Here is a 20,759-nt window from a genome sequence, read left to right as displayed (position 1 = left end):
CCATAGAACCGGAGGCGACCGGGGATCCGTGGTCTCAACGTTCTGACAAGCCTATCTGGGTTCGACCCCACCTGGACCTGCGAGATTGCTCGCCCGATGCTCGGGAGCGGACGATCCCACCAGCGTTCCCGCCAGTCGCCCCGTCCGTAGGGAGGGGTCAGCCGAGGCTGCCGAACCCGGTCGTGTCCCGCGTCCATGCCAGGGCCTGCTCGCTCAGGCTGATGCCCAGGCCGGGTCGCGTCGGCACCAGCATCCGCCCGTTCTGCAGTTCCAGGCGCTCGTTGAACAGCGGCTCCAGCCACTCGAAATGCTCCACCCAGGGCTCCCGCTGCATCGCCGCGGCGAGGTGGATGTGCAATTCCATCGAGAAGTGCGGGGCGATGGTCATGCCGGCGAACTCGGCGAGCGTTGCGACCTTCAGGTAGGGGGTGATGCCGCCGACGCGGGGGGCATCCGGCATCAGGAAGTCGGCGCCGTTCTGGCGAATGAAATCCCAGTGCTCGGAGACGCTCGTGAGCATTTCGCCGGTGGCGATCGGCGTGTCGAGGGCGGCGGCGAGCGCCGCGTGGCCGGCGGCGTCGTAGCAATCGAGGGGCTCCTCGATCCAGATCAGGTTGAACTGCTCGAAGATCCGGCCCATCCGCATGGCGGTCGGTCGGTCCCATTGCTGGTTGGCATCGACCATGAGCGGGAACGCGTCGCCCAGATGCTCCCGGACGCGGGAGACCCGCTTGATGTCGAGCGCCCAATCCGGCTGACCGACCTTGAGCTTGATGCCGCCGATCCCCTTCTCGCGGGAGTGGTCGGTGTTCACCAGAAGCTCCTCCAGCGGGGTGTGCAGAAAGCCGCCGGAGGTGTTGTAGCAGCGCACGCTGTCGCGCTGCGCCCCGAGGAGCTTGGCGAGCGAGAGGCCGGCGCGCTTAGCCTTCAGGTCCCAAAGTGCCACGTCGAAGGCGCCGATCGCCTGTACGGCGAGGCCGCTGCGGCCGACCGAGGCGCCGGCCCAGGCGAGCTTGTCCCAAGCCTTGGCGATGTCGCTCGGGTCCTCCCCGAGGAGCGCGGGAGCGATCTCGCAGGCATGGGCGAACTGACCGGGCCCGCCGGCCCGCTTCGAGTAACTGATTCCGAGGCCGCGATGCCCGTCGCCAGTCTCAACCTCGCAGAATAGGATCGCGATCTCGGTCATCGGCTTCTGACGGCCGGTCAGCACCTTGGCGTCGCTGATCGGCGTTTTGAGCGGCAGGTAGACGGAGCGCAGGCGGATGCCCGTGACGGTGTCCTGAGCCATGATGTCCTCCAGAGTTGGGATGGGGCGCTCAGGCCCGGGCGGTGCCGACGTCGCGTGGCAGGGCAGGCTCGGCATCCGCAGGGCGCTCGTCGCTACGGATCTCCAGGCGGTTCAGCGGTCCGACGATGAAGAGGTAGGAGAGAGCACCGATCAGAGCGACCACGCCGATGTAGACGAGGGCGAGGTCGAAGGAGCCCATCTCCTTGACGATGATCCCGATGGCGAGCGGAGTGACGATGCTGGCGAGGTTGCCGCACAGATTGAAGATGCCGCCGCTGACGCCCATGATCTGCTTGGGTGACACGTCACCGACGATACACCAGCCGAGGTTGCCGATGCCCTTGGCGAAGAAGGCGACGCTCATCACCACGATCACGAACACGTCGGACTGGACGTAGTTGGCGAGCACGATGGTCGAGGAGAATAACAGGCCGACGATGATTGGCGTCTTGCGCGCCGTCGTGAGGCTGAAGCCGCGCCGGAGCATCCAGTCGGACCACAGGCCGCCGGCGAGGCCACCGAGGAAGCCGCAGATCGCCGGGATCGCCGCCACGAGGCCGACCTTGAGGATCGACATGCCCCGAGCTTCGAGCAGGTAGGTCGGGAACCACGTGAGGAAGAACCACGTGATCGTGGTGAGGCAGAACTGGCCGATATAGATACCGACCATCATCCGGTTGCTGATGAGAGCCTTGACCTCTGACCAGCGGATGCGGTCGCGTTTGTCGCCCATATTGGGCAGGCCGCCGCCGGCCTCGATGTAGTCGAGTTCGCCCTGGTTCACGCCCCGGTGATTGCGCGGTTCGTGGACGTAGAGCAGCCACACGACGCCCAGCACGATGCCGACGCCGCCGGCCCAGTAGAAGATCGCCTGCCAGCTATGGGCGTGCAGGATCCACGTCATGATCGGCGTGAAGACGGCCAGGGCGAAATACTGTGCCGACTGGAAGATCGAGGTCGCGAAGGCCCGCTCCTTCGTCGGAAACCACATCACCGTCAGGCGACTGTTGGCCGGAAAGGCGGGGGCCTCCGCGATGCCCATCAGGAAACGCAGGGCGAAGAGCGCGAGGAAGGTGAACGAGACGGCGTGGACGAGGCCCTGCATCATCGTCAGGGCCGACCACAGGATGAGGCCGATGCCATAGACGAGGCGGGCACCGTATTTGTCGAGCACCCAGCCACCGGGCACCTGCATCGCCGTGTAGGCCCAGCCGAAGGCCGAGAAGGCGAGACCCATCGTAATCGCATCGAAGCCGAACTCGCCGCGCATCGCCGGAGCGGCAACGGACAAGGTGGCACGATCCACGTAGTTGAAGGTCGTTGCGAGGAAGATGAGCGCCAGGATGATGTATCTGACGTTGGTCTTCTTCAGGGCTTGCCCTGCCTGAGCCATGGCGTTCCTCCGATGTCGAGGCCAGTCTCATCGCTCACGGAGCAACGGCAGCCTTCCTTCGACATCACAGGTGACTGAGGGCAGTTTTGACGTCCAACGCCATTTTTAGATCGATTATTGCTCAATCGACATCAATATCGAGATCCCTCTGGGATTTGGCAGTCCCGAACGGCCTTCGAGCGTCCGCTTTCTGGCGATTCGGTCCGAAGGCTGTCAGTCGAGGATCCACCCAACCTGGTCCTTCAGAAGCGGCGGAGGACGAGGGCAGGATTGGCCGGAGGCAACCGCCCCGCCAATATGCAGCACTTCAAAAGACGCAGCGCGTACTGGACCTAGCCCTGGGCGGCCAGCGCGAAGATGTGCACCAGCACGACTACGCCCACGATCCGCTTCGTCAGCGACATCGAGCTCCCGGGCTTGGTGAAGCCCATCGTGTCCCGGGACCCGGCCACCGAACTAGGTCAGGCAGGCCCCAAGCTTCAGGCCGGCGCTCCGGTCCTGTGGCCCGGGGGGCGGACGTTGGTCGGGGGGAGCGATACGGTCCCGGAGACTGCGTGGATCGCATCGTTCACACGTCCGCGTTCGGCCTCGTCCGGTTCCGGTTGCGCACTAGCTGGCGCATGGCGCGTACGACGCGCTTAAATCTTCGAGGAAACGCTCAATGCTCAGGTTCGCCGTCCCCGCCGTGGCACTCACCATGGTCTCCGTCACGCCCGCCTTCGCCCTGGAGGTGACCAAGAGCGTGATGGTCCCCGCGTCGCCCGAGGCGGTGTGGAAGACGGTCGGCGGCTTCTGCGGCATCGGCGACTGGCACCCCGTCATCGAGAAGTGCGTGCTGTCGAAGAAGGGCGGCAAGGAGGAGCGCACCCTCTCGCTGAAGGGTGGCGGCACCATCGTCGAGCAGGAGCAGTCCCGCAACGACAGCAAGATGGACTACACCTACACGATCCTCTCGGGGCCGCTCCCGGTCGAGGACTACAAGTCCACGATCATGGTCGAGAAGGACGGCAGCGGGTCCAAGGTGACCTGGACCGGCAACTTCAAGGCCAAGGGCGCTTCCGACGACAAGGCGAAAGAGGCCATTGCCGGCGTCTACGACGCGGGCCTGAAGGGCATCGCCGCCAAGGCGAAGTAAGCGGATCGGGCCGGAACACCGAGCCCAACCGCTCCTGTTCCGGCTTCGCCATTCGTTACGACGGGCCGTGCAATGCCCCGGGGGGCTTGAAGCCCGTAGTACCCCGCGGGCAGCCACAAACTAGGTCAGATCGGCCACATGGCGGTGGCAAGCCGCACACGGCCGCATTCTTCCCAGCGCCTTCCTCACGCAGCCGTGCATCGAGGGCACGGTAAAACCCGGCGCGGTTGGGCGTAAGGATGTAGGAGTGCAGGTCGAAGACGGTGGCGCTCGTGGTCGGCGCGCCGAGGACGCTCTCTTGCATGGCGATCCGAGAGCTGCGCGGGTCTCGCCGGTCGCGGTATCGGTTCGTCGTTTCGAAAAGTCGCCCGGCCGCCCGACGTCGCCGTTTTGGAGAAGCTCAGGATCCGACTTCATGAACGCACATGACTTACGCCTTCGGCTGCTCGCCGTCGGGGCCTTAGTCGTCGGATGGCCTGCGGTCGTGAACGCCGCACCGACCGTCTATCCCCGAGGCGTGACGATCCACGACGGGGATGCCGCGTACCCGACCGACGTCATGTTTAGCGCTGCGGACGGGAACAGTTACCTGATCGACATGGACGGAAAGGTGCTCAAGACGTGGCCCCACAAGGGGGAACCGGCGAAGATCGTCGATCCGGCCTTGATCGGCGGTCGCAAGGGTGTCGTCGGCTTTCCCCTGGACCTCGTCGATAGCGATGCCATTCCGGGCCTCGATGGCGTCGGCCTCGTTCCGGGACAGGCGACGAAGAAGGTCGACAAGACCTTCGGATTGGTCACCTGGGACGGCAAGGTGCTCTGGCAATGGAGCGGCCCCGCCTCGGTCGGCGCGGCGCTCCAGCATCACGATTGGGATAGGCTGCCAAACGGGAACATGCTGATCCTCTCCTACGTGATGAGGGACAACAAGGCGTTCTCGACGGGTAAGATCGTCGACGACATGCTCTACGAGGTGGATCAGGACGGAAAGGTGGTCTGGTCCTGGTCGGCGACCGACCATCTGGACGAATTCGGCTTCACGGCTGATCAGCTCAAGCTTGTCCATGCAAGCACGAGCCCGGACTATCTTCACGTCAATGCGGCTGTCGCGCTCGGTCCCAATCACTGGGAGAAGGCGGGCGACAAGCGCTTTGCCGGAGACAACATCATCTTCAGTTCGCGCAATGCCAATCTCATCGCGATCATCTCCCGGGCGACAGGCCACGTTGTGTGGCGGATGGGGCCGAACCTGCCGCCCCAGGCCCAAGGCCGGACTGCGGCCAAACTCCCGCGACCCGTCGACCAGACGAGCGGCCAGCACGACGTCCACATGATCCCCGACGGTCTGCCTGGCGCAGGCAACCTTCTGGTGTTCGACAACGAAGGGGAGGCCGGCTACCCGCCGGTCCCTCGTCCTCTGCTCGGTGGCTCGCGTATACTGGAGATCGATCCCGTCGCCGACACCGTCGTCTGGCAATATGTCGGCTCGATGAGTGACCGGCCGAACTGGACGTTCTTCAGCCCGTTCATCAGCAGTGCGCAACGCCTTCCGAATGGCAATACGCTGATCGACGAAGGAAGTAACGGTCGCTTCTTCCAAGTCACCCCGACCGGAAAGATAGTTTGGGAATACGTATCGCCCTATGAAGGCCACGCGCCGGGCTCATCTTCGGCTCGCGGCAACCTTGTCTACCGTGCACAGGCGGTGCCCCGGAACTGGGTTCCCTCCGACGCACACAACTGACCGCAACCCGTCCGCGCTCTGCCCTCGCTTAGTTTCAACGTCGAACGGAGCGCGTCCCGACCAATTCGAGGTGATACCGTAAGGCGCGAGCCATTTGCAGGGATGACCAGTCGAGACTGCTTGCTACCGCTGGACATCCATTCAGATCAGAACGAGCCCGGCCTTCGATTCTATGGCCGGGCTCGTTCTCACCGTGGCGCAGACGTCAGCCGCAGCGGCGTGTGCGAGTGATGATCACGCGGCCGCCAGGACCGCGCCGCTTGGTCACCACGGTACGACAGGCAGGTCGACGAACCACGACGGTCCGTGACACGACCCGAGCTTGAACGATCCCAGTCGGGGAGACCACGGCCGCAGGCGAGGAGAGAGGCAGGGCGTTGGCAGGCAGGGTGCTCGCGAGACCGATGACGGCGATGGCGAGTCCGAGTGCGCGCATGAGCGATGCTCCTTTGCTGAGGGGCCGGCCGTGTCCCACGCCAGGTATGAACGAGGTCTAAACGACCGGCGGCTCCTCCTGTCGGTGGGAGGCTCCGATGCCGCGGGCGTAGGAGCGTAACACGCAGGAAACGAAACTCGGCCACTCGACGATCAGGCTGATTTCGGACTGACGGACCATGCTGGGAAAGCTCGGATATCGACGATCGATCGAATGCCGCTCACAGCCGCGTCCGTCTCGTTCGCCCTCTATCTCATGGCGATGCCGGGCGGCTCGATCCCGTAGCGTGTCGTGGCATGCGGCGCCCGTACCGTATTCCGGGTGCGGGGCTCCTCCCAGGACGGTGTGGTTGCCGCCTTCTCTGCCGGTGACCGCCGGTCAGCGGCGGCGACCCGCTCGGCCCGGCTCTTCATCACGCGCACGACTGCGGGAGCGAACTTGAGCCGGGTTCATTGGAACGGCTCCGCTTGCTGCGCGTCGTTCGAACCAGGTGGACGCCTGGATTGTCACCGGCCGCAACGGTTTCCGGCGGCAGCGGCTTCCGGCGGTGCGTTGCCGGACCGCATCGCGTGATCCCATGGGCCCGGGGCGCCCGTGATCACCATGTCAGCGAGAGCTGCGCACCGAGAGGACGACCATGACCAAGCGCGATCTGCTGAGGGGCGTCGCAATAGCCGCGTTGCTCGGGATATCCCCCGCGCTGCGCGCCCAGCCGGCACGACGGCACCAGGCTCCCGCCGACGCGGCCAAGCGGCTCAACCTGCTGTTCATCACGGTCGACGACATGGACGTGTCGATACCCGGCTTCATGGGCAACACGGCAGGGCTGACCCCGCACCTCGACGCGCTTGCGGCGCGCTCGCACTGCTTCGCGAACAACCGCACGGTCGTACCGATCTGCATGCCCTCGCGCGAGGCATTCATGAGCGGGTTGCTTCCGCAGCACAGCGGCGGAACCGGCTTCGTCCCGATGAAGCAGGGCACGCCCACCCTCACCTCCATCCTGAGGGACGAGGGCTACTACACGGCCGCCAGCCACAAGATCAGCCACATGCGCCCGGCGAGCTCGTTCCCTTGGCTCGGGCAGGAGGAAGGGACCGACCGCCACCCGCTGGTCCACGCCGCCGCCTTCCAGGTCGCCATGATGGAGGCCGAGGCGCAGGGCAAGCCCTTCTTCGTCCAGTGCAACATCAACGATCCGCACCGTCCCTTCTACGGAAGCCCGCAGGCGGCGCGGAAGGACCACGGCCAGCAGGGTGTGTACCAAGTGGCCAAGCCGGTGACCGCCGCCGATGTGACGATACCTCCCAACCTCGATGACCTGCCGAAGGTGCGCGAGGAGGTGGCCCAATACTGGAACAGCGCGCAGCGCATGGACGTCGCGATCGGCCATATCCTCGACGCGCTCCAGGAGTCGGGACACGCCGGGAACACGTTGGTCGTCTTCATGAACGATCACGGCATGCCGTTCCCGTTCGCCAAGGCGACCTGCTACGACCACGGCTCGCGCGAGCCGGTGCTGTTGTGCTGGCCCGGCATGGGTCCGCCGAAGCGGTTCGACAACCGGACCACCAACGTCGACCTGCTGCCGACGCTGCTCGAGATCCTTGGCATCGAGACGAAGGCGACGTTCGACGGTCGCTCGTGGGCGCCGATCCTCCGCGGCGAGACCGTGCCCGATCCCGAATTCGTCGTCACCTACGTCAACGAGGTGTCGAACGGCATGGCCTACCCCTCACGCGGCCTTCAGGACGCGCGCTGGTCGCTGATCTTCAACGCCTGGTCCGACGGTAAGCTCGCGTTGCGCCTCGAAAGCATGGGCGGCCTGACCTTTCCCGCCATGGAGGAGGCTGCGAAGACGGATCCGGCGATGGCCGCACGCGTGAAGCAGTATGTCTACGGGGTGCCCCTCGCCCTCTACGACCTGCAGGAAGACCCCGGGCAGCGGCGCAACCTGATCGATGATGCGCGGCACGCCGCGCGAGTGGCACGGATGCAGACGGCGTTGCGCGACGAGATGCGGCGGACCGGTGACCCGCAACTCGCGAACTACGAAGCGGCGCTCGCCGGCCGGCCCATGTCGGTGCCGCAGGACCCCGAGCGTATCCGCGCCCTCGCTTGCACCGATGGCCACTGCCTGGGCGGTGACCATGACTGAGTGGGCGAAATGGTCCCTGGTCGGTGCGGCGTCTCCCTGGTGTCAGCGCCATGGCGGCCTTCGACCTCGCCCGTGCCTGACGGGGCGCGATGCGCCACGATGCTCGACCGGGACGCACCTGCAACGGTGAAGGAGGGACGATGACGACGCCCAGGCGGCCGCGCGCGTCCGGCGGCAATGCCTCCTTTGCCGGGATGCGCCACATCGCCGGCGAAACCTTCTCCATGGGTTCCGAACGGTTCTACCCTGAGGAGGCGCCTGTCCGCCGCGTCGGCGTCGACTCCTTCTGGATCGACGAGACGCCCGTGACGAACGCCCAGTTCGCGGCCTTCGTCGAGGCCACGGGCCATGTCACCCTGGCCGAAACGCAGCCCGATCCCGTCGATCATCCCAATCTGCTCCCCGGGATGGCCAAAGCCGGATCGTTGGTCTTCCACCAGACCGCCGGCCCCGTGAGCCTTCGTGACCACACGCAGTGGTGGCAGTTCATCACCGGCGCGGACTGGCGGCACCCGCTCGGTCCCGGAAGCTCGGTGGCCGGGGTCGCCGACCACCCCGTCGTGCACGTCGCACATGCCGATGCGCAAGCCTTCGCGGCCTGGGCGGGCAAGGCGCTCCCGACCGAGGCGGAATGGGAGTTCGCCGCGCGCGGCGGTCTGGACGGGGCCGATTATGCCTGGGGCGCCGAGTTGGCTCCCGACGGCAAGGTGGTCGCCAACTATTGGCAAGGCGATTTTCCCTATGCCAACCAGCCGCTCGACGGCTGGGAACGCACGTCGCCGGTCGGCGCCTATCCTGCCAACGGCTATGGCCTTTTCGACATGATCGGCAACGTCTGGGAATGGACGGACGACTGGTTTGTCCAGCCGATCGCCTCCGTGAAGAAACGCAAGGGTGCCTGTTGCGTCCCGGTCAACCCGCGCGGTGGACAGAGACGCGAGAGCTACGATCCCGCGACGCCGACCTCGCGGATCGGTCGCAAGGTCGTCAAGGGCGGCTCGCACCTGTGTGCTCCTAGCTATTGCCAGCGGTATCGACCCGCCGCCCGGCATGCACAGGCCATCGACAGCTCGACCACGAACCTCGGCTTCCGCTGCGTCTTGCGTGCTGGCAGGACGAGGCGCGCGTGACGGCGGTCGACCCTTGGCCTCGCTGCAGGGGTGGGAGACGTGTCTCGCCCGATCAGTTCTCCGCGTCTATCCGGCTACAGCCGCCAGCTGCCTGAAAGCCCAACCGGTTCGTGGACCGGTCCTGCGCCGCCCGCTACGACATCCCCGAGGGCCAGTACCTGTCGATCTGCGTGACCGACACCGGGACCAGCATGCCACCCGAGGTTGTGGTCCGCGTGTTCGAGCCGTTCTTCACGACGAAGCCCATGGGCGAGGGCACGGGCCTGGGCCTGTCGATGATTTATGGCTTCGCGCGGCAGTCGGGCGGGCACGTGCGCATCCAGTCCGAGGTCGGCCTCGGCACCACCGTCTGTCTCTACCTGCCGCGCCATTATCTACTTCACGCGCAGAATCGCGCCTCGCTCACCGGCATAAGTGAACGCCTGCGCACTTAGCGACACGCGAGGGAACCGTTCGGAACAAAGATTCCCGACGAATTCCCGACGGAACGCAGATACAAAGCAACAACCTTCGATTGAAAGCGCGAACTCAGAGGGCAGTGCGGCTTCCGGTCAGATTGACGAGAATTCTAGCGTCCGGGCGCACCGAATCGTTGGAAGCTTTGTTGGCGCGACGAAGGAATGATCGATTACTACTTCGAAGAGGACGCGGTGTAGACGTCATACCTTACCGAAGGAATGGAGCACAGCTCGGCGAACACCGGGGCAGCCGCCGTCGAAGGTGGCTGCGGCTTGGCATCCGACAAGGTGCCCTATGTCGCGGCAATGAAACCGCCGAGCTTACGGCGGACAGCACCCAAATTTGAATCGAGATGCTGAAACGAGCGGCGTGCAAGGGCTGTCAGACATCCTTCCTGGTGGACGGGATGAAACTTCCAGGATCCATGACGGCTTCGCATTCCTCGAAGGCAGGAGCGGCCCAGGGAATCCCGTCTTTTGCTCCCTCTGTCCGCGTCAACGCAGACGTGAAACTCGCCTTTTCGATTTCGTACGCGCCCATAATTGCTTTCGTCGAAAGCATCAGGCCCTTGACCTTCAAACCCAGTTTCTGAGATCGGTTGTAATGGAGCTCTGTTACGGGAAGCATGCGCTCTCGTTCGTACTCGCGTTTGAGATCCTTCCTGTACTCCCGATGAGCTATGATGGCCGACACAGAGCCGCCGAGTTCGTGATCTCCCAGGAAGGTGACGATCGCACGGCGAACGTCATGCGGGATCCAAGGCTGAATCCCATGTCTCTCGAACAGATCGACACCCTGGCTCTTGGATAGTCCCGTCCTGACCTTGCCTCGGATTCTCCTGGCGTCGACAGATCTTCGACCTGAAGGCTTGGTCCTGTGACGGATGCCTTGAAGCCGCCGCAACAGGCCTGCCAACCCACCTTCGGTAACAGGCCCAGGGCCCCGGAGGCTCGGGAACATCCAATCCGACCGATCGACGCCGCGCCTCGACCTCCAATACTCGAGGATCGCGATCGTCTCCGGTGGCAAGGGCAGCCAATGAGGCAACGAAAGCCCTTCCACTTTCTCAACCTCTCCGGGCTTCCAGGTCAGAACCCGCCATCCGACTGGTATCTTTGGAGATTCGAGGAGACGCCCGGTCGGCGTGCGAAGCAATTGACCAACCCGTTGACCGGTCAGGACGAGCGCCCAAAGCGCACCGACCATAGATGCATCGACCGCGCCTGCGCTGTGAGACTGTCGAGACAGGGAGTGGAGATGCTCGACGAGAACGAGCGTTCTCGCAAGTTCGGATATCGACGGAGCGTGGTCCCGAACCCCGCTCTTGCGCACGATCTTCCATCGCGCCCCAAAAAAACTGGAGCTTGGCGAGCCCTGTCCTCAAGGCGTGCTCGGCGTAAGCCCAATCCAGCATCGATCTGGCAATCGATATGGTGCGGGAGGCCTGAGATTTTGATTTTGAATTATTGAGATTGTCATGTGCCTTTTCAAGATCTTCATAGTTCAGCAAGCCGACCGGATTATTTTCTATAGAATTGAAGCATGGATTGCGCAAAGGTACTTCATATCGTGAAGCCCATCTTTCGTTGAGCGTTGGGAGTTTGTGCTCGCGATATTTCTTTCTTAGATAAGCCCAAGTCCATCTTTTGTCGGGCATCGCCACTTCGGGTCCTTGGATAGTCCCGTCGTCGTCGATCCAAATTCCCTCCTCGTAGTAGTAGGCGGCTTCTTCGCCTTCGTTCGCCCGGACTTGGCGGATCTTTTCAAGGAAAATGCGAGCGTCGTCGACCGTGCCGACATGCGAGACCTTCCGCACCATTTCACGTGCAGCGAGCACGGAGGTGTCGTCGATCGACCCGATGCGCAGGGTAGAAGTCTTGCGACGAAGGTATCAGGTCGCCGCGGTCGAGGTCAGACGCAGCACGAGCCCCTTCTGGGTGGCATCCCGCCACTCGATCACCATTCCTTTCGTGGCGCCGCGCTCGATGTACCGTTTGGCCTGCACTACGATGTCGAGCGTGATGATCAGAGTGACGTTCCGCAAAGGAGCGACGACATCTCTCGGCTCGGGCGGCATTGGGCGAAAGTTGCTCGGGCCCGGCAGCCGCCGGATGGTCTCGGCGTTCGTCATCTCGATCCCCGTACAACGGCCGAACAACCGGCACCCTCAAAGCCTCGCAAAGCTAGGTTGTCGCCCTAATGGGAAAAACGCAATGTCTTGACGATGTTGCTGAGAAAACGAATGCTGGATCGGGAAACCGCGCAGTAGATGCATCCGCCTTCCAAGCTGAATACCCGGGTTCGATCCCGGTACCCGCTCCAAGCCCGCCGCGCTTCGCGCCTCCGGACTCACCCGTCAGATCGCGTCAGGCGACGCCCGTGAAGAAGGTGGCGTAGCCGTCGTCGTGCACCCGGGCGAGATAGGCCCGATACGGACCGTAGCCCGGCGCCTCCGGACCGATCCGACCGTACCCGTGCGCGCCCGCCTGCTCGGGCAGCAGCGCCAGGGGCGCGGCGGCCGGGGTCAGCTGCGTGCCGCGCCCGGCGTGAAGGGTCGTGAGGACCCCGTACATCTCGCCCTGGATGTTCGGGCGGCACAGCACCGCGAGGCGGTGCTGCCCGTGCCAGTTGGTCACGAGGTAGATCATGCCCGACTGACTCGGCACGGCGACGCTGCCGGACTGCGCGAAGGGCGCGTCGAGTCGCTCGGCCTCGCGGAACACGAGGCGGGCCGCGTCCGGATCCCAGGCGATCTCGGTGCGGTAGGCGAAGATCGCGCCCGCAGCCCCGAACGAGGGCCGCAGGGTGAGGTAGCGCCCCTCGATCCAGGCGACGCTCTCCCGCGAGTAGGAACCGAGCTCGTCGGGCGCGTGGCGGGTCGCCTCCGGGGCCGGTCGACCCGTCTCCTGGCGGAGGGACTGGCCCAGGGCCTCCTCCAGCCGGATCGTCGTCGCGAGGGTGAAGGGCCGGCGGCCGGCGAGCGCCTTCTCCAGGGTCGAGATGCTGATCCGGGCCTCTTCGGCCAGCGTCTGCCGGGAGATGCGCCGGCGGGCCAGCGCCTCGCGCACGGTCTGGGCAATGGCGCGGCTCTGCGCCTCGGACAGTTCGATCTCGCTCACAGGCACGGCTCGCGCGGACTTGACCCGCACAGATCCGCACGAAACCGCACATTTGCGCAAGCGCGGCCAAGCTGGCCGTCCACGCCGACCGGTCAGGAACGCGCCGCCTCCGCGGCCAGCTCAGTCTCGACGATCAGCCGGAGCGGGCCGGCCCCCAGCGCGTCCAGGGGCCAGCAGGTGACGAGGTCGAGGTGCCGGCCGGGGGCCTGCGGGTCGATGCCCGAGGCGTCCCAGCGCGCCACCCGCGTGCCGGTGACGCGGAAGCGCAGGGTCCGGCCGTCGCGGCCAGTCACCGTGACGGGATCGCCGGGCCCGAGCCGCCCCAGCACCGCGAACTGCGTGTCGCGGTGAGCCGCGAAGACGGCGGTACCGGGCGCGCCGGCCTCCGGGGTGCCGTCCAGGTGGCCTGGGCCGAAGGCCAGGGCCTGGCCGCTCCCGCCCCGCAGCACCACGAAGCTGCGGCCGGCGACACCGAGCCGGGCGACCGGCTCGGTGTCGGCCCAGGGCCAGGGCCGGGCAGCCCGGCCCTCGACCAGGGTGCGGGCGAAGGCGCGCTCCAGCAGAACCTGGGCCAGGGCGGCCTTGGCGGGGATCCAGGCGGCCTGCGCCGCGAGCCCGAGCCCCGCGAGGGTAAGGAGGGCGGCTAGCGCCCTCCCCAGTCCGGTCACCGTGCGGCGGCTCATCGCGCGGCCCCGGTCCGCCCGCGGACGATCCACGGGCCGGCGCCCAGCAGAAGACCCAGCAGGGCGAGGAGCAGGCCCAGACCGAGCTGCGCCAGGAACCCGGCCCCGGTCTGCGGCAGGTCGATGGCCGCGCCGTCGGCGCGGATCGGCACGATCCGCGCCGCCCCGTCGTGGGCGGGCGCGGCGCCGGGCCGGTCCGTGCCGAACACCTTGGCGAAGTCCCAGCCCGCCGGCAGGTTCAGCGGCAAGTCGGCGGCGACGAGGGGCGTGCCGGGCGCGCGGCGCGGCGTGGCGTCGACGGCCACGAGGCTGGTCAGCCGCGTCGTCAGGCCGTGCTCCAGGGCCAGCGCCAGGATGGCGGCGTCGGCCGCGTCCGCGCCGAGGCGCCCGGTGATGCGCGCCGTCTCGGTCTCCCCGATCCGGGAGCGCGCCCAGACCTTGGAGATGCCGGCGCCCGCGCCCGCTCCGGAGAGCGGCAGCGTCCGGGTCCAGGTCCGGCCACCCACCCGGCCCGAGACGGTCACGGTCCCCGGGAGCCCGCTCTCGGCCGAGCCCGGCAGAAGCGCGGCGAAGACGAGCGGCTCGCCGCGGTACAGGTCGGGCAGCGCGCCCGGCGTGACCGCGACGCCCGGGACCGAGAAGGTCGCGGTCAGGTCGGTGACGGCGGGGGATTCCAGCTTCTCGTAGAGCGCGCGGGTCCGCTCGCCGACCTGCGCGAGGTCGCGGATCTCGGTGAAGCTGCCGCGGCCGATCTCGGCGGCGTGGCGCATCAGGTGGCCGTTGGGTGCCGAGCCGATGCCGACCATGAACAGGCGCGTGCGCCCGAGACCGTCGTGGATCGCCGCGAAGATCCGCTCCTCGTCGCCGACGGCGCCGTCGGTGAGGAACACGACCTGGCGGACGCGCCCGTCCTCCGGGTGCGGGTCGGCGAGCGCCGCCTTGAGGGGTGCCAGCATCTCGGTGCCGCCGCGGGCCTCCAGGGCGGCGACGAAGGCTTCGGCCTCCGCCAAAGCCGCCGGCGTCGCCGGGACGGGCTCCGGATGCAGCGCGTCCCAGGTGTCGTCGAAGCGGATGACGTTGAAGCGGTCCCTCGGGGTCAGGCGGCCGAGGCCGGCCAGCAGCCCGGCCTTGGCCTGCCGTATCGAGGCGCCCGACATCGAGCCGGAATTGTCGATGACGAAGGTGACGTCGCGCGCCGGCCGGGCGGCCGCGTCGGTCTCGGGCAGCGGCGGGTTCACGGTGGCCAGCAGGTAGGTCCGGCCCGCCACGGTCTCGCGGAACAGGCCGAGGCCGGGCAACCGGCTGGGGACCGGCGCCCAGGTCAGCTCGAGGTCGCGGTCTGCCGGCACCACGCCGGCGGCGAGCGTGACGGTCCGCGATTCCGGGCCTGTCTCGGTCACGCGGATCGCGTGGGTGGCGCTCTGAACGGCGCCGACGGGGAAGCCCGCCTGCAGCCGCACGGTGACGGCGACCGGGTTGGTCGGCGACGACAGGGTCGGGTCGAGCACCGGCGGGCTGATCCGGGCGCGATCCGGAACCGGGTCGCGGGCCGCCGCGGCCGCGCCGTCGAGGGACACCGCCTCCACCGGGGCGGGGGCGGGATTGTAGCGGGGCGCGACCACCAGGGGCAGGCGCAGCGTCCGCGTCTCGCCGGAGACGGGGATCGTCTGCTGGTAGGTGATCTGGACCACCACCGTCTCGCCCGGGCCGATATTGGCGACCGCGTTGGTGAAGACGTTCGGCCGCTCCTGCGCGGTCAGCGCCGCGGACTGCCCGGCCGCCTTCGCGGCCTCGTAGGCGCGCTTGGCCGCCGCCCGCTCGCGGATGTCGGCGACAATGACGCGGGCGCCGACGACGAGCTTCATCCCGTCGACGGCCGCGTCCTCCGGCAGCGGGTACACGTAGGTGCCCTCGACCCAGTCCGCCGTCACGTTGCGGAAGGCCTGGGTGACGGTCGCCCGGGCGGTCGGGCCGCTGACATCGACGCTGATGTCGGTCGCCAGCTGGACGGCCTCGACCGGCGCGGTGCCGGCCGGCCCGCGCAGCCTGAGTCCGCCCCGCTCCGGGCCCGGCGCCGCGTGGGCCGAGGCCAGCATGATGAGCAGCGCCAGCAGCGCGAGGAAGAGCGGTGACGGCGCGGCGTTGCGGGGGGGCTCGACCGCGGATCGGGGAGCGAAGAACGGCATCGGGAAGACCTCCTGCGCCGGCGGATCGATGCCGGCTCGCCGCCGAAGCTCCCCCGCCCGCCCCTCCGTCGCCACGAGAAGCTTCGCCCTTTTCCGGGCTCGGACCGCACCCGGCGGCCGCGCCCGGGCGGATCTGTGCGGAGCCAGTGCGGAGCTGTGCGCCCCGCGGCGGCGCGCGACGGATCCGCCCTCGCTTGACATATGCGCAATTTACGTCTTAGTTATGCTCAACGTGAGTAGAAATCGACCGATGACCGAATCCGAGTTCCTGACCGGCTACGATCCCGCGGCCTACGACCGGCCCGCCCTGGCGGTCGATCTCGTCCTGATGGGGATCCGGGCGGGGCGGCTCGCCGCCCTCCTGCTGCGGCGGAGCCGGCAGCCGCAGGCCGGCCTCTGGGCGCTGCCGGGCGGATTCGTGGGAATCGCCGAGACCCTCGACGCCGCCGCGGAGCGCGTCCTGCGCGAGAAGGCCGGGATCGGGCGGGCGCGGCTCGAGCAGCTCTACACCTTCGGCGCCGTGGACCGGGACCCGCGGATGCGGATCGTCTCGGTCGCCTACCTGGCGCTGCTGCCGGAGGCGGCCTTCGCCGAGGCCCTGGCGGGCGGCGCCGGGCTCGCGGCGGCGGTGCTGGTCGTGCCCTGGGCGGGCGAGGCCGGCGGCCCCGTCTCGGCCGGGGCGGAGGACGGCGCCCCCCTCGCCCTCGCCTTCGACCACGCCGACATCCTCGCGCTGGCCGTGAAGCGCCTGCGCGGCAAGCTCGACTACACGGATGTCGGCTTCGCGCTGCTGCCGGAGCACTTCACCCTCCGGCAGCTCCAGGACGTGCACGCGGCGATCCGCGGCGCGCCCCTCAACAAATCCGCCTTCCGCCGCCGCATGCGCGACCGGGGCTGGATCGCGCCGACGGGCGCCCGCGAGGCCGGGACGGCGTTCCGCCCCGCCGAACTCTTCCGCTTCGACAGGCCAGGCCAGTTCTAGGCCTTTGTTTCAGCGCGCTCTCTTGAGCCGAACCGGAATCCGCCTCGGCGGAGAGCGCTTCGAGGAGACCATCATGGCCACCGTCCGCAACATCGGTGTGATCGCCCAGCTCCGGAGCGAGGCGAGCAGCCACATCATCCGCTTCCGCAACGGCCGGGTCCGGCAGAGCGGGCGGGGTCTGGTCTTCTGGTTCCGGCCCGAGACCGCCAGCATCAGCGAGGTGCCGGTGGACGACCGCGAGATGACGCTCTTCGTCCGCGGCCGCAGCCGGGACTTCCAGACCGTCGTGGTCCAGGGGACGATCGGCTGGCACGTCGTCGATCCGGAGCTGCTGGCGAGCCGGGTCGACTTCTCGATCGACCTCCGCACCGGGCGCCTGCAGGGCGAGCCGATCGAGCGGATCGAGGCCCGTCTCGGCGGCATCGCCAGTCAGGCGGCGCTCCAGTATCTCGGGGCGAGCCCGATCGGCGCCCTCCTCGACGCCGGGCCGGAGCCGCTGCGCGCCGTGCTGGAGCGGGTCCTGTCGGACGCCCCGGCGCTGGCCGAGATCGGCGTCGCGGCGGTGTCGGTGCGGCTCACCAACCTCGCGCCGACCAGCGAGCTGGAGCGCGCCCTCCAGACCCCGACCTTCGAGGCCCTGCAGCAGAAGGCCGACGAGGCGACCTTCGCCCGGCGCGCCCTGGCGGTCGAGAAGGAGCGCGCCATCGCGGAGAACGAACTCGCGACGAAGACCGAGCTGGCGCGGCGCGAGACCGTGCTGATCGCCCAGGAAGCCGAGAACGCCCGCGACCGCGCCGCCGGCGTCGCGGAGGCCCGCGGCCTGGAGGCGGCCGCGGAGGCCGAGCGGATCCGCCTCGTCGAGGGGGCCCGGGCCGACGCGGAGCAGCGCCGCGCCGCCGTCTACCGGGACATCCCGCCCGCCGTCCTCCTCGGGCTGGCGGCCAGGGAACTCGCCGGCAAGCTGGAGACGATCGAGCACGTCAACGTCACGCCCGACCTCATGGCGGCCGTCCTCGGCGAGTTCCGGGGCGCGCTGTCCCCACGGCTCGCGCCGCGCTGAGGAGGCCCGCCATGCCGGCCGTCACCCCCCGCGTGGTCTTCGTCATCCGCGACACGGACTACGAGCTGCTCATCGCCCGGCACGCGACCCGCGGCCAGGTCCGGTTCTTCCTGGAGAGCCGGGACCAGACGCTCGCCGAGGTCGAGGCGCGCCACGCCCAGTTCCAGGCCGTGCTCGCCGAGGCCCGGTCCGCCGTGCCCCTGGACTGGCGGCAGGCCCTGGTGCGGCGCCCCGACCTCGACCGCTTCCTCTTCGCCCCCGAGGACGTGGTCGTGGCGGTGGGACAGGACGGGCTCGTGGCCAACGTCGCCAAGTACCTCGACGGGCAGCCGGTGGTCGGCGTCAACCCGGCACCCGACCTCTACGACGGCGTGCTGGCCCGGGCGCGGGTCGAGGCCCTGCGCGCGCTCCTGCCCGCCAGCGCGGCCGGCGCCGCGCCCCTGCAGCGGCGCACCATGGTGCAGGCGACCTTCGACGGCGGCGAGCGGCTGCTCGCCCTGAACGAGATCTTCGTCGGCCATCGCAGCCACCAGTCGGCGCGCTACCGCATCGACGACGGGGCGCGGGCGGAGGACCACTCATCGAGCGGGCTGATCGTGGCCTCGGGCACCGGCCTGACCGGCTGGGCTCGCTCGATCAGCGAGGCGACGCACCTCACCGTGGAGGTGGGCATCGAGGAGGCGGCCTTCGGCTACTGGGTGCGCGAGCCGTTCCCGAGCGTCGCCACCGGCACCGACCTCCGCGGCGGCAAGTTCGTGGGCTCGCCCCTCACCGTGGTGTCACGGATGAACGAGGGCGGTGTGGTGTTCTCGGACGGGATCGAGCAGGATTTCGTCGCCTTCGACTGGGGGCGGCGGGTGAGCCTCGCGCCGGCCGACCGCACCTTCAACCTCGTGGCCGCGTAGCGCGGCGGCGTCCGGGAGCCCGATGATCGCCATCCGGACCGAACGGCTGATCCTGCGGCGCTTCAGGCCGGACGACGCAGCCGACCTGTTCGCCTACCTGCACCGCCCGCGGGCGCGCTGCTTCCTGAGCGGCCGGCTCGACACGCCGGCGGAGGCGGAGGCGGAGGCCGAGCGGCGCGGCCGCGACGACGAGTACGTAGCCGTGTCCATCGCCGCGTCCGACCGGCTGATCGGCGACCTGTTCTGCCAGCCCGAACCGCCCGACACCTTCTCGGTCGGCTGGAACTTCAACGCCGCGTATGGCGGCGCGGGCTACGCCCGCGAGGCCGCGGCCGCCCTGTTCGGATACCTGTTCTCCGAGCGGGGGGCGCGGCGGCTCTACGCCTACGTTGAGGAGGACAACGCCCCCTCGCGCCGCCTGTGTGAGGCGCTGACGATGCGCCGCGAGGGCCTGTTCCGGGAGTTCGTCTCCTTCGTCGATGACGATCGCGGCAACCCGATCTTCGAGAACACGATGCAGTACGCCATCCTGCGTCGGGAATGGGCGGGCCGCTCGGCGCGCGGTTGAGGCCGGTCCGGCACTGTCCAGCGAGCCCGGCTGAATACTGCGGCGGCATTCAGCCGCTTTCGCGGGCGTCGGACCGTTCGATGCCGGGTGCGACGTCGATGTCCGTCTTCACGAGCGCAGCGAAGTGACCCAGGGCAGCGCCGAGTCCGGAGGCGTGGCGCGGCTGGATTGCTTCGCTCCGCTCGCAACGACGGCGGTGCCGTTCCTCGACAACGCCGACGGGCAAGGCGAGCCGCCAATAAGTCGGGCCCCGCGTCTGGCACGCTTCTTGGTTCGTAGTCACCAGCGCAGCGTCGCCCCGGCGGCGGCTAGAGGTTGGCGTGCCGTCGATGTGGTGAGGTGCCGGGCGACCGGATCTCCGCGACTGCCTTGAGCCTGTCCCGAGCTCCGATCCCTCCGTTTCAGCACCGGCACGCGCCGTCCGGCGGATCGCGCGATCCGCCCTCTGAGGAGAGTCGATATGTGCGACCGTCACGGCGATTATCGTGTCCCGGATCTCACGCGGTTCAAGCCCAGCCGCAGGCGCTTCCTCGGCGGAACCGCCGCCGCGCTGACCCTGGCGGTGGGCCCGGGACTGACGAGTCCGGCCGCGGCGGCCACCGGCATCCGGGCGACCCACGGCACAGGCTTCTGCAACCTGAATTTCTTCCTCGCGGAGGCGATGCAGCTCGCAAAGGATGACGGGCTCACCATCGACTTCGTCAACACGCCGACCTTCTCGGATCAGGTCACCTTCCTCGGGATGGGCCAGGTCGATGCCGGCGTGATGCCCTACACGAGCTTCATGGCGCTCTACGACGCGGGCGCCCCGGTGAAGATCGTGGCCGGCGGCGGCATCGAGGGCTGCGTGCTGGTCGCCCAGCCGGGCCTCGACAGCCCCGAGAAGCTCAAGGGCAAGACGCTCGGGACCTTCCAGCTCGATACGCTGGAGGTGCTGCCCTACGATTGGCTGAAGAAGAACGGCGTCGCCTTCAAGGACATTACCGTCCGCTACATGGGCTCGACCCCGGAGGCCGTGGAGGCGTTCCGCGCCGGGGCGCTGGACATCATCTCGACCATCGAGCCCTACGGCACCGCGCTGCTCACCGACGTGAAGGGCGCGGTCAAACTCTCCGACGGCACCGACATCTACGGCAAGGGCTACACCGACTGCGTGCTCGCCGTCCGCAACGAGCTGATCGCCAAGAACCCGGGCGCCGTGAAGGCCCTGATCAAGGGCATGATGAAGGCGCAAGCCTTGGCCGAGGGCGACCCCCAGGCCGCCCTGAACAAGCTCGTGGGCTCCTACTACAAGACCTCGATGCACAACGCCCAGCTCGCCATGGGCCGGCAGCCCTCGGTGGTGGACGCCCGCAACCAGACGCAGTTCATCCTCGACCGGACCGATTCCGTCGCCGAGATGGGCTACATCAAGAAGAAGCCCGGCCGCGACGCGATCGACTGGACCCTGCTGGAGCAGGTCATCGCCGAGAACCCGGATCTCTACGGCAAGCTCAAGCTGAAGTCGGCCTGA

At 68.0% G+C, this 20,759-nt stretch carries 17 protein-coding genes and 1 pseudogene; 10 read left to right on the top strand and 8 right to left on the bottom strand.

Features of this window, described 5'->3' with window-relative positions; all coding sequences use genetic code 11:
- Window positions 1–157 precede the first annotated feature (157 nt).
- Together ACLBXO_RS27870 and ACLBXO_RS27865 are read right to left on the bottom strand one after the other, a co-directional pair.
- The gene (locus ACLBXO_RS27870; protein ID WP_447687432.1) at window positions 158–1,288 is read right to left on the bottom strand and encodes an L-talarate/galactarate dehydratase; all 1,131 of its coding nucleotides are present in this window, start codon (window positions 1,286–1,288) and stop codon (window positions 158–160) included.
- A 28-nt stretch (window positions 1,289–1,316) separates the two neighbouring features.
- The gene (locus tag ACLBXO_RS27865) at window positions 1,317–2,681 is read right to left on the bottom strand and encodes an MFS transporter (RefSeq protein ID WP_447687431.1); all 1,365 of its coding nucleotides are present in this window, start codon (window positions 2,679–2,681) and stop codon (window positions 1,317–1,319) included.
- Between the two features lie 661 nt (window positions 2,682–3,342).
- Here ACLBXO_RS27865 and ACLBXO_RS27860 point away from each other — a divergent pair.
- The 5 genes and pseudogenes from ACLBXO_RS27860 to ACLBXO_RS27840 all read left to right on the top strand — a co-directional run.
- Window positions 3,343–3,816: an SRPBCC family protein gene (locus tag ACLBXO_RS27860; protein WP_447687430.1), complete on the top strand. Its 474-nt coding sequence runs from the start codon at window positions 3,343–3,345 to the stop codon at window positions 3,814–3,816.
- A gap of 415 nt (window positions 3,817–4,231) precedes the next feature.
- Window positions 4,232–5,560, top strand: coding sequence for an aryl-sulfate sulfotransferase (locus tag ACLBXO_RS27855; protein ID WP_447687429.1), 1,329 nt, complete (start codon window positions 4,232–4,234; stop codon window positions 5,558–5,560).
- Window positions 5,561–6,633: 1,073 nt separating this feature from the next.
- Window positions 6,634–8,154 (top strand): sulfatase family protein, encoded by a 1,521-nt coding sequence (locus ACLBXO_RS27850; RefSeq protein ID WP_447687428.1) that lies wholly within the window; start codon window positions 6,634–6,636, stop codon window positions 8,152–8,154.
- 140 nt (window positions 8,155–8,294) lie between these two features.
- Window positions 8,295–9,284, top strand: coding sequence for a formylglycine-generating enzyme family protein (locus ACLBXO_RS27845; protein ID WP_447687427.1), 990 nt, complete (start codon window positions 8,295–8,297; stop codon window positions 9,282–9,284).
- A 134-nt stretch (window positions 9,285–9,418) separates the two neighbouring features.
- Window positions 9,419–9,658, top strand: a pseudogene (locus tag ACLBXO_RS27840) (ATP-binding protein); the annotation flags it as partial.
- A 466-nt stretch (window positions 9,659–10,124) separates the two neighbouring features.
- Here ACLBXO_RS27840 and ACLBXO_RS27835 read toward each other — a convergent pair.
- The 6 genes from ACLBXO_RS27835 to ACLBXO_RS27810 all read right to left on the bottom strand — a co-directional run bounded on the left by ACLBXO_RS27835 (window position 10,125) and on the right by ACLBXO_RS27810 (window position 15,731).
- Window positions 10,125–10,658: a hypothetical protein gene (locus ACLBXO_RS27835; protein ID WP_447687426.1), complete on the bottom strand. Its 534-nt coding sequence runs from the start codon at window positions 10,656–10,658 to the stop codon at window positions 10,125–10,127.
- Between the two features lie 151 nt (window positions 10,659–10,809).
- Window positions 10,810–11,580 carry a hypothetical protein gene (locus ACLBXO_RS27830; protein ID WP_447687425.1) on the bottom strand — a complete coding sequence of 257 codons (771 nt, stop codon included), beginning with the start codon at window positions 11,578–11,580 and terminating at the stop codon, window positions 10,810–10,812.
- Window positions 11,581–11,634: 54 nt separating this feature from the next.
- Window positions 11,635–11,874, bottom strand: coding sequence for a hypothetical protein (locus tag ACLBXO_RS27825; protein ID WP_331312965.1), 240 nt, complete (start codon window positions 11,872–11,874; stop codon window positions 11,635–11,637).
- Between the two features lie 235 nt (window positions 11,875–12,109).
- Window positions 12,110–12,862, bottom strand: coding sequence for a helix-turn-helix domain-containing protein (locus ACLBXO_RS27820; RefSeq protein ID WP_331312966.1), 753 nt, complete (start codon window positions 12,860–12,862; stop codon window positions 12,110–12,112).
- Window positions 12,863–12,954: 92 nt separating this feature from the next.
- Window positions 12,955–13,545 (bottom strand): class GN sortase, encoded by a 591-nt coding sequence (locus tag ACLBXO_RS27815; protein ID WP_447687424.1) that lies wholly within the window; start codon window positions 13,543–13,545, stop codon window positions 12,955–12,957.
- Complete coding sequence (locus ACLBXO_RS27810) at window positions 13,542–15,731, bottom strand: marine proteobacterial sortase target protein (protein WP_447687423.1); 2,190 nt, start codon at window positions 15,729–15,731, stop codon at window positions 13,542–13,544. The genes ACLBXO_RS27815 and ACLBXO_RS27810 overlap by 4 nt, the downstream gene beginning before the upstream one ends.
- A gap of 250 nt (window positions 15,732–15,981) precedes the next feature.
- Between ACLBXO_RS27810 and ACLBXO_RS27805 the strand changes: the two genes are divergently transcribed.
- The 5 genes from ACLBXO_RS27805 to ACLBXO_RS27785 all read left to right on the top strand — a co-directional run bounded on the left by ACLBXO_RS27805 (window position 15,982) and on the right by ACLBXO_RS27785 (window position 20,759).
- Complete coding sequence (locus ACLBXO_RS27805; RefSeq protein ID WP_331312969.1) at window positions 15,982–16,713, top strand: NUDIX hydrolase; 732 nt, start codon at window positions 15,982–15,984, stop codon at window positions 16,711–16,713.
- A 73-nt stretch (window positions 16,714–16,786) separates the two neighbouring features.
- A complete protein-coding gene (locus ACLBXO_RS27800; protein ID WP_447687422.1) occupies window positions 16,787–17,773 on the top strand; it encodes an SPFH domain-containing protein in 987 nt (328 codons plus the stop codon).
- An 11-nt stretch (window positions 17,774–17,784) separates the two neighbouring features.
- Window positions 17,785–18,678, top strand: a complete 894-nt coding sequence (locus ACLBXO_RS27795; RefSeq protein WP_447687421.1) for a hypothetical protein — start codon at window positions 17,785–17,787, stop codon at window positions 18,676–18,678.
- 22 nt (window positions 18,679–18,700) lie between these two features.
- Window positions 18,701–19,246: a GNAT family N-acetyltransferase gene (locus ACLBXO_RS27790; protein ID WP_447687420.1), complete on the top strand. Its 546-nt coding sequence runs from the start codon at window positions 18,701–18,703 to the stop codon at window positions 19,244–19,246.
- A gap of 460 nt (window positions 19,247–19,706) precedes the next feature.
- Entirely contained in the window at window positions 19,707–20,759 is a 1,053-nt protein-coding gene (locus tag ACLBXO_RS27785) for an ABC transporter substrate-binding protein (RefSeq protein WP_331312973.1), read from the top strand.

The organism is Methylobacterium sp. C33D (assembly GCF_053345825.1).
This window is presented reverse-complemented; position numbering and strand designations above follow the sequence as displayed.

Bases quoted from the DNA above. Each gene is read 5' to 3' on its own strand.
- ACLBXO_RS27870 (WP_447687432.1), bottom strand. From the start codon at position 1,288: ATGGCTCAGGACACCGTCACGGGCATCCGCCTGCGCTCCGTCTACCTG.
- ACLBXO_RS27865 (WP_447687431.1), bottom strand. From the start codon at position 2,681: ATGGCTCAGGCAGGGCAAGCCCTGAAGAAGACCAACGTCAGATACATC.
- ACLBXO_RS27860 (WP_447687430.1), top strand. From the start codon at position 3,343: ATGCTCAGGTTCGCCGTCCCCGCCGTGGCACTCACCATGGTCTCCGTC.
- ACLBXO_RS27855 (WP_447687429.1), top strand. From the start codon at position 4,232: ATGAACGCACATGACTTACGCCTTCGGCTGCTCGCCGTCGGGGCCTTA.
- ACLBXO_RS27850 (WP_447687428.1), top strand. From the start codon at position 6,634: ATGACCAAGCGCGATCTGCTGAGGGGCGTCGCAATAGCCGCGTTGCTC.
- ACLBXO_RS27845 (WP_447687427.1), top strand. From the start codon at position 8,295: ATGACGACGCCCAGGCGGCCGCGCGCGTCCGGCGGCAATGCCTCCTTT.
- ACLBXO_RS27825 (WP_331312965.1), bottom strand. From the start codon at position 11,874: ATGACGAACGCCGAGACCATCCGGCGGCTGCCGGGCCCGAGCAACTTT.
- ACLBXO_RS27815 (WP_447687424.1), bottom strand. From the start codon at position 13,545: ATGAGCCGCCGCACGGTGACCGGACTGGGGAGGGCGCTAGCCGCCCTC.
- ACLBXO_RS27810 (WP_447687423.1), bottom strand. From the start codon at position 15,731: ATGCCGTTCTTCGCTCCCCGATCCGCGGTCGAGCCCCCCCGCAACGCC.
- ACLBXO_RS27805 (WP_331312969.1), top strand. From the start codon at position 15,982: ATGACCGAATCCGAGTTCCTGACCGGCTACGATCCCGCGGCCTACGAC.
- ACLBXO_RS27800 (WP_447687422.1), top strand. From the start codon at position 16,787: ATGGCCACCGTCCGCAACATCGGTGTGATCGCCCAGCTCCGGAGCGAG.
- ACLBXO_RS27795 (WP_447687421.1), top strand. From the start codon at position 17,785: ATGCCGGCCGTCACCCCCCGCGTGGTCTTCGTCATCCGCGACACGGAC.
- ACLBXO_RS27790 (WP_447687420.1), top strand. From the start codon at position 18,701: ATGATCGCCATCCGGACCGAACGGCTGATCCTGCGGCGCTTCAGGCCG.
- ACLBXO_RS27785 (WP_331312973.1), top strand. From the start codon at position 19,707: ATGTGCGACCGTCACGGCGATTATCGTGTCCCGGATCTCACGCGGTTC.